Genomic DNA, 6,044 nt, shown 5'->3' with positions numbered 1-6,044 from the left:
GGGGGCGGCCGGGGCAGCCGAGCAGGTCGATGCCGGGGGCGGCCTCGATCGCGGCGAGGCCGCGCCGGGCCAGTGCGGCTTCGATGTCGAGCAGACCCATGCGCGTCATCGCGCCCTTGATCGCAAAGGCCAGCGCGGCGCGAATGTCGCCCAGCAGGTTCGGCGTGCCGGCCTCCTCGCGCGCGGCGAGGTCGGAGACGTAATCATGCGTCTGGGGACCGACGAAGCGCACCGTGCCGCCGCCGGGTTGGGTCGGGCGGTCTGTCGCGCAGGCGGCGCGGCGCACCACCAGCACGCCCGAGGCCCCCGGTCCGCCCGCGAACTTGTGCGGCGAAAGCACCATGGCATCAGCCTCGGCACCACCGTAGCGCATGGCAAGCGGCAGGTAGGGCGCGGCGCAGGCCATGTCCCAGATCATCAACCCGCCGCCGCGCTTGACCGCCGCCGTGACGCGGGCGGTGTCGGCGAGGGTGCCGGTGACGTTCGAGGCGCCGGAGAGGGCGACGATGCAAAGCGCGCCCGCCCGGCGCGCCCGCGCGAGCGCCACATCAAGCGCATCGAGGCAAGGCCCATGCGACCCCTCCGGCAGTTCGGTCACCTCCGCGCCGCTTTCGCGCCAGGGCAGGATGTTGGAGTGGTGCTCCCACGGGCCGATCAGGACATGGACCGGGCGGCCCCCTGCAATCGCGTCGGGCACGCCGAAAAGCTGCACCAGCCGGTTGATCCCCGCGGTCGCGCCATTGCCGCAGAAGATCACCGCGTGGTCTGGGCCCGCACCGCAGCCCTGCGCCACCCGCGCCCGCGCCGCGCGGCGCAGCCGGGTCATCAGCGCGCCGCAATGCGAGGCTTCGGTGTGACTGTTGGCATAAAAGGGCAGGACCTCTTCGTGCAGCCATGCCTCGACCTGCCGCAGCGCCCGGCCCGAAGCGGTATCATCGGCATAGACCAGCGTCTTGGGCCCGAACGGGCCGGGAACGAGGACGTCACGCCCGAACTGACCGTCGCGCAGGGCAATGGGTCCGGCTTCGGTCAGGGCGTTTTCGAAACGGTCGAAGGGGTCGGTCACGGCGGTGATCTCCTATGCGGGCTGAGGCTATCATCTCCGCTCCAATTCGATCATTCGACGGCATTTTGAACTGGAATGCCGCAGTTGTTTGGGTCAGTTTGACGGAATATGCCCCTTCAGACCGATCAGATCGATTACCGAATCCTCGAATTGCTGCAACGCGAGGGCGGGCTGTCGCAGCGCGAGCTGGCCGCGCGGGTGGGGCTGTCGCAGAATGCCTGCTGGCGGCGGCTCAAGCGGCTGGAAGAGACCGGCGCGCTCAAGGGGCGGCGGGCCGACATCGACCCGGCGGCGCTGGGGCTCGGGCTGACGGTTTTCGTGATGATCCGCACCCGTCATCATGCCTCGGACTGGGCGCGGGCCTTTCGCACGCATGTCGAGGCGCTGCCGGAGGTGGTCGATTTCCACCGGATCGGCGGGCATTGGGACTACATGATCAAGGCGGTCTGCGCCGACATGGCGGGCTATGACCGCTTTTATCAGGCGCTGATCCGAGGCTTCGACATCGAGGCGGTGACGGGCCATTTCGCGATGGAAGCCATCCTCGAGAACCGGCCATTGGCGATCCGCTCGGTGCTGCGCTGAGCGAGGGGCTCGACATCCTAGGCCCACGACGGAGCAAGCGGGGGCGACTGCGTCGACAATGCCGGGGGTTGCGACCGCACCGGGATGCGAACGACCGGTGTTCCCTCCTCGTGCGAGGTCTGGCCTTTATCCGGATTTCCTTCGCAGCCGGAGGGAAAAATGAGGGACGTCCCGGTGTTCGGGCGCGGTGCCGCCCGATCCCACGGAGCGCCCGTAGAGACGGGCCAGGGGCGAGGCGGTCATGCCATGCGCAAAGATCGACAAGGCCACGGTTGCGACAATGGCGAGACGGATGTCGTCCTTGCCCGGGAACGGATAGTCCTCGATCAGGATCAGCAGGTAGATCAGCGAGGCAAGCCCGCGCGGGCCGAACCAGCCCAAAAAGAGGACCGTCGCCGGACGCAGCCCCATGCCGAGCAGCGATATCGCCACGGGAAGGCCACGCAACACCGTCAGCGCCAGCCCGGCGAAAAGCGCGTGCCGCCATCCCATCTGCGCCAGGTCGGGCACGAGAATCGCGCCGAAAAGGACAAAGACCACGAGCGTGAGAAGCTGGCCCTCCGCCTCGCCGAAATCGGCCGCGGCCGCGCGCAGCCGTTCGGAGCGCATGGCCACGACAAGGCCTGCGGTGAAGCCCGCGAGAAACCCGTTGGCCCCCATCGTCTCGGCCGCGCCCCAAACCAGCAAAGGCAATGCCAGCGTGCTGAGCCGCAGATAGGTCTCGTCCATCCAGTCGTCTCGGGCGGCGCGCTCGATCAGCAGGGCGCCGAGCCAAGCTAAGGCCGCCCCGACGAGAGGACCGCCCACGACCTGCAGGCCGATGGACCGCGCCCACTCTCCGGCCCCGTTTCCCGCCCCGTCCCCGGCGCTCCCCGCCGCGAGGGATGCGGCGACGAGCAGGGCGGGAAAGGCAAGGCCGTCATTCAGGCCGGACTCGACATTGAGCGCCTGCCGGATGCGCTGTGGCACGGAGGCGTTCGAGACGACCGCCTGACCCAGTGCGGCATCGGTCGGGGCCAGCGCGATCGCCAGCGTCGCCGCCCCCCAGATGCCGAGCGCGGGAAACAGAAGCCACGCCGCGCCGGTGCCGACCAGCATCGCGAGCGGCAGGCCGATCGCGAGAAGGCGTATCGGTATCGCGTGCCTGCGGTCGAGTTCGGTGATGTCGATCCGGCTGGCATCCGAAAAGAGCGTCAGCACGAGGGTGACTTCGGCCAGCACGCGGATGGCCGCATCCGTGACATGCAGCTCCACCAGCTCCAGCCCGTCCGCGCCGATCAGCAAGCCGACCGCCGCGAAGGCCATGGGCGGCGTGACGATGCCCGTCTCGGCGCGTTTCGAGACGAGCGCGAAGACGAACAGGGCAGCCGAGAGAATGGCGATCTCTGCTGGTTGCATCACTGCGGCTCCTCTCGCGTAGGCCTGTTGCCGTTCCGGGCGGCGTCACCCGCCCCTTGCTCTCTCCGGCGCTACCGGCGCCGGGCGGTGATCGTCCGGCCATCCTCGTCTTCGAGAACGAGCGCCCCGGTATCGGTCATCGAGAACGAGACATCGCCCCCCAGGATATCGAGCAGGCGGCGCTCCTGCTCCTCCAGAGCTTCGGGGCATGCCATCATCGTCGTGCCTACCGGACCCAGCGAGATCACCCCGTCCGCGCTGTCGTAGCTGCCGACGATCAGGTTGCATGTCGCGTTGCCGGACAGCCTTCCATTCGGCCCGAAGGTGAGGCTGGCGGGCGAATTGTCCAGAACGCCGCGGCCGTCGATATCCTCGATCAGCCATTCGCGCCCCTCGAGCCGCGGGGCGCTCTTCTGCTCCGTGAGGTGATCGGCGACGGCGCGATAGGCGGGCAGGGAGGTCGGATCGCTCGCGGCATTGCCGGCGACGGGGTTGGATGCGAACCGGACGATGACCATGTCCGCCGCCGGGTCGATCCAGATCGTCTGCCCGTGCACACCGCGGGCGGCGAAGGCGCCATGCGCGTCGTGGCTCACCCACCACATGCCGCGATAGCTCCAGCCCGGCAGAAGATCGTAACCCGCGCGCGCGAAGCTCTTCGGGTCGCCGCCCTCGCGGATGCGCGCGATGGCGGCCCTGGGCAGGACCTGCTCGCCGCGCCATTCGCCTTCATTCAGGATCAGCTGACCCAGCCGGCCCATGTCGCGCAGCGTCGCGTTGAAACCGCCGCCCGCGAACGGCGTGCCAATGCTGTCGACCGTGTAGAAGGCCTCGCGCTCGGCGCCGATACGGGTCCAGACGTGCCGGGACAGCCAATCGGCGACGTTCAGCCCGGTCGTGCGCGCGATCAGCCACCCCAGCGCATCGGTGTTGATGGTGCGGTAGCCGAACGCCTCGCCATGCGTGCCAGCCTTGCCGACGGTCTGGAGAAAGCCGAAATAGCTGCGCGGGCCCTCATAGCCTTCGGGCGGCGGCAGCGGGCTTCCGGCCTGGGCATAGATCCAGACGTCGGCTTCGGGATCGGCATAATCCTCCGAGTAGTCGAGCGCGGTGGTCATCTCCAGAACCTGCCGGACGGTGGCGTCGCCAAAGGCGCTGTCGGTCAGTTCGGGGATCAGATCGCCCATCCGCGCGGTCTCCTCGATCTTTCCTTCGGCGACGAGAACCTCGCCGATCAGGCCTGTGATCGATTTCGTGACCGACATCGCGCCATGCAGGGCATGCTCGTCCATGCAGCCGTCATACCGCTCATAGACAATGCGCCCCTCATGCAGGACCAGCACCGCGTCGGTATGGTTGGCCTCGAAAGCCTCGCCCCATGTCATCGTCCCGTCCTGTCCGATCGGCGTGAACGTCACGTCGTCGAGGCCGGGATCGAGCTCGACCGGCAGCGCGTCCGCCCAGCCCGATCCGGCCCGGACGGCGGTGGTCGGCATCAGTTCGCGAAAATGGCAGACGGTCCAGCGCAGCTTCGGAAAGGCGAAGTAGTCGGGATCGGTAAAGCGGATGATCCTGTCGTCGGGCGGCGGGAAGCCTTGCATCCATTCCAGCGTTTCGGGATCGGAGTTCACCGCGGAAAGCGGCGCGTCCTGGGCCGTCGCCATGCCCGCGCCAGCCAACCCTGCGGCCAGCATCATGAAGAACCTGGTTTTCATCTCGTTTCCCTCAATCCAGTTCCTGCACGCCGCCGCCCGACACGGTCAGGATCTGGCCGCTGATCCAGCTGGCCGCGGGCGAACACATGAACAGGGCGGCGTTGGCCATGTCGGCGGGCTCGCCGAGCCTGTTGATCGGCGTATGGGTCAGCATCCTTTTTTCGATATCGTCGTTCAGCACGGATTTCAGCGCATCCGTCTTCGTGGCCCCCGGCGCGATCGCGTTCACGCGGATGCCCGCGGGGCCGAGGTCGAAGGCGATGTTGCGCACCAGGTGGCTGGTCGCCGCCTTGGACGAGCCATAGGAGGCCATGCGCCTGTTTTTGTTCTCGGCCGCCATCGAGGTGATGGCCAGCATGGCGCCGCCGCCGGCTTTTTCCATCTCGGGCGCGGCGAGCTGCGCGAGGCGGAACAGCGAGAAGACATTGAGGTCGAAGGCCCGGCGAAACTCCGCCATCGGCATGTCGAACGGCTTCGGCCCGCCGCCGCCGGCATTGCTGACGAGGATCGTGAGCTTGCCGAAGCGCGAAACGGTCTGCTCGACAGCGCGCACCAGATCCGCCTCTTTGGTGACGTCGCAATCCAGGCTTGCGGCTTGGTTGCCGGCCTTGGTGATATCATCGGCGACCGCGCGGGCGGCATCGGCGTCGAGATCGCTGACCATCACGGCCGCGCCGGCTCCGGCGAAAGTCTCGGCGATGGCCCGGCCGATACCGGCGCCGCCCCCGGTGATCAGGGCGACCGCGCCGTCGAGCCGAAAGGTCTTTGGATCAAACATTCTGTCTACTCCTTTTGCTGATAGATCGCATACCGTAGAGGATGAGAAAGATCGAAAGGAATTGCCATGAGCGATACGGAGACCGCGGCCCCGGCCCGCAGCGGTGCCAGGGGCGTTGCGATCGGCGTCGTCGTCATCCTGACGAGTCTCGTCGTTCTCTATGCGCTGAACGACCGGCTGACGCCGGGCAGCGCGCGCGGGATCGTTTCGGCGCAGGTCGTGCAGATCGCGCCGCGCGTGTCGGGCGAGGTCATGCAGGTCCATGTCGAGGACGACGCCGTGGTCGAGGCGGGCGATCCGCTCTTCTCGGTCGATCCGCGCCCCTTCATGCTGGCCGTGCGGCAGGCCGAGGCCAATCTCGGTACCGCGCTTCAAAACATCGACGCATCGAGCGCATCGCTGGTTTCGGCGCAGGCCGCCGTCACCCAGGCGCGCACCGCGCTGGAGACCACGCGCGCCGAGGCGGCGCGCAGCTTCCGGCTCGAAGAGCGCGGCATCGCCT

Annotated in this window: 6 protein-coding genes; 2 read left to right on the top strand and 4 right to left on the bottom strand. The window is 68.0% G+C overall.

From position 1 onward, the window contains the following. Nucleotides 1–1,066: aminotransferase class V-fold PLP-dependent enzyme (locus NHG85_RS16975; protein WP_253334629.1), on the bottom strand; the 1,066-nt coding region annotated here is incomplete at its 3' end. Between the two features lie 108 nt (nt 1,067–1,174). On the opposite strand from NHG85_RS16975, the gene NHG85_RS16970 reads away from it, so the two are divergent. After that, the gene (locus NHG85_RS16970) at nt 1,175–1,651 is read left to right on the top strand and encodes an Lrp/AsnC family transcriptional regulator (protein WP_253334627.1); all 477 of its coding nucleotides are present in this window, start codon (nt 1,175–1,177) and stop codon (nt 1,649–1,651) included. A gap of 126 nt (nt 1,652–1,777) precedes the next feature. Here the strand turns inward: NHG85_RS16970 and NHG85_RS16965 are convergent, their stop codons facing one another. The 3 genes from NHG85_RS16965 to hdhA all read right to left on the bottom strand — a co-directional run bounded on the left by NHG85_RS16965 (nt 1,778) and on the right by hdhA (nt 5,542). Beyond that, on the bottom strand, nt 1,778–3,049 hold the full coding sequence (locus tag NHG85_RS16965; protein ID WP_253334625.1) for a cation:proton antiporter: 1,272 nt from the start codon (nt 3,047–3,049) through the stop codon (nt 1,778–1,780). Nucleotides 3,050–3,120: 71 nt separating this feature from the next. Further along, the gene (locus tag NHG85_RS16960; RefSeq protein WP_253334623.1) at nt 3,121–4,764 is read right to left on the bottom strand and encodes a serine hydrolase; all 1,644 of its coding nucleotides are present in this window, start codon (nt 4,762–4,764) and stop codon (nt 3,121–3,123) included. Nucleotides 4,765–4,774: 10 nt separating this feature from the next. After that, the gene (gene hdhA, locus NHG85_RS16955; protein ID WP_253334621.1) at nt 4,775–5,542 is read right to left on the bottom strand and encodes a 7-alpha-hydroxysteroid dehydrogenase; all 768 of its coding nucleotides are present in this window, start codon (nt 5,540–5,542) and stop codon (nt 4,775–4,777) included. 66 nt (nt 5,543–5,608) lie between these two features. Here hdhA and NHG85_RS16950 point away from each other — a divergent pair. Then, a partial coding sequence (locus NHG85_RS16950; RefSeq protein ID WP_253334619.1) for an HlyD family secretion protein occupies nt 5,609–6,044 on the top strand: 436 nt, incomplete at its 3' end.

This window comes from Limimaricola litoreus, from assembly GCF_024159025.1.
GTDB classification, from domain to species: Bacteria; Pseudomonadota; Alphaproteobacteria; order Rhodobacterales; family Rhodobacteraceae; genus Limimaricola; species Limimaricola litoreus.
Note: the sequence above shows the minus strand (reverse complement) of the source record. Positions and strands in the feature narration are given on the sequence as shown.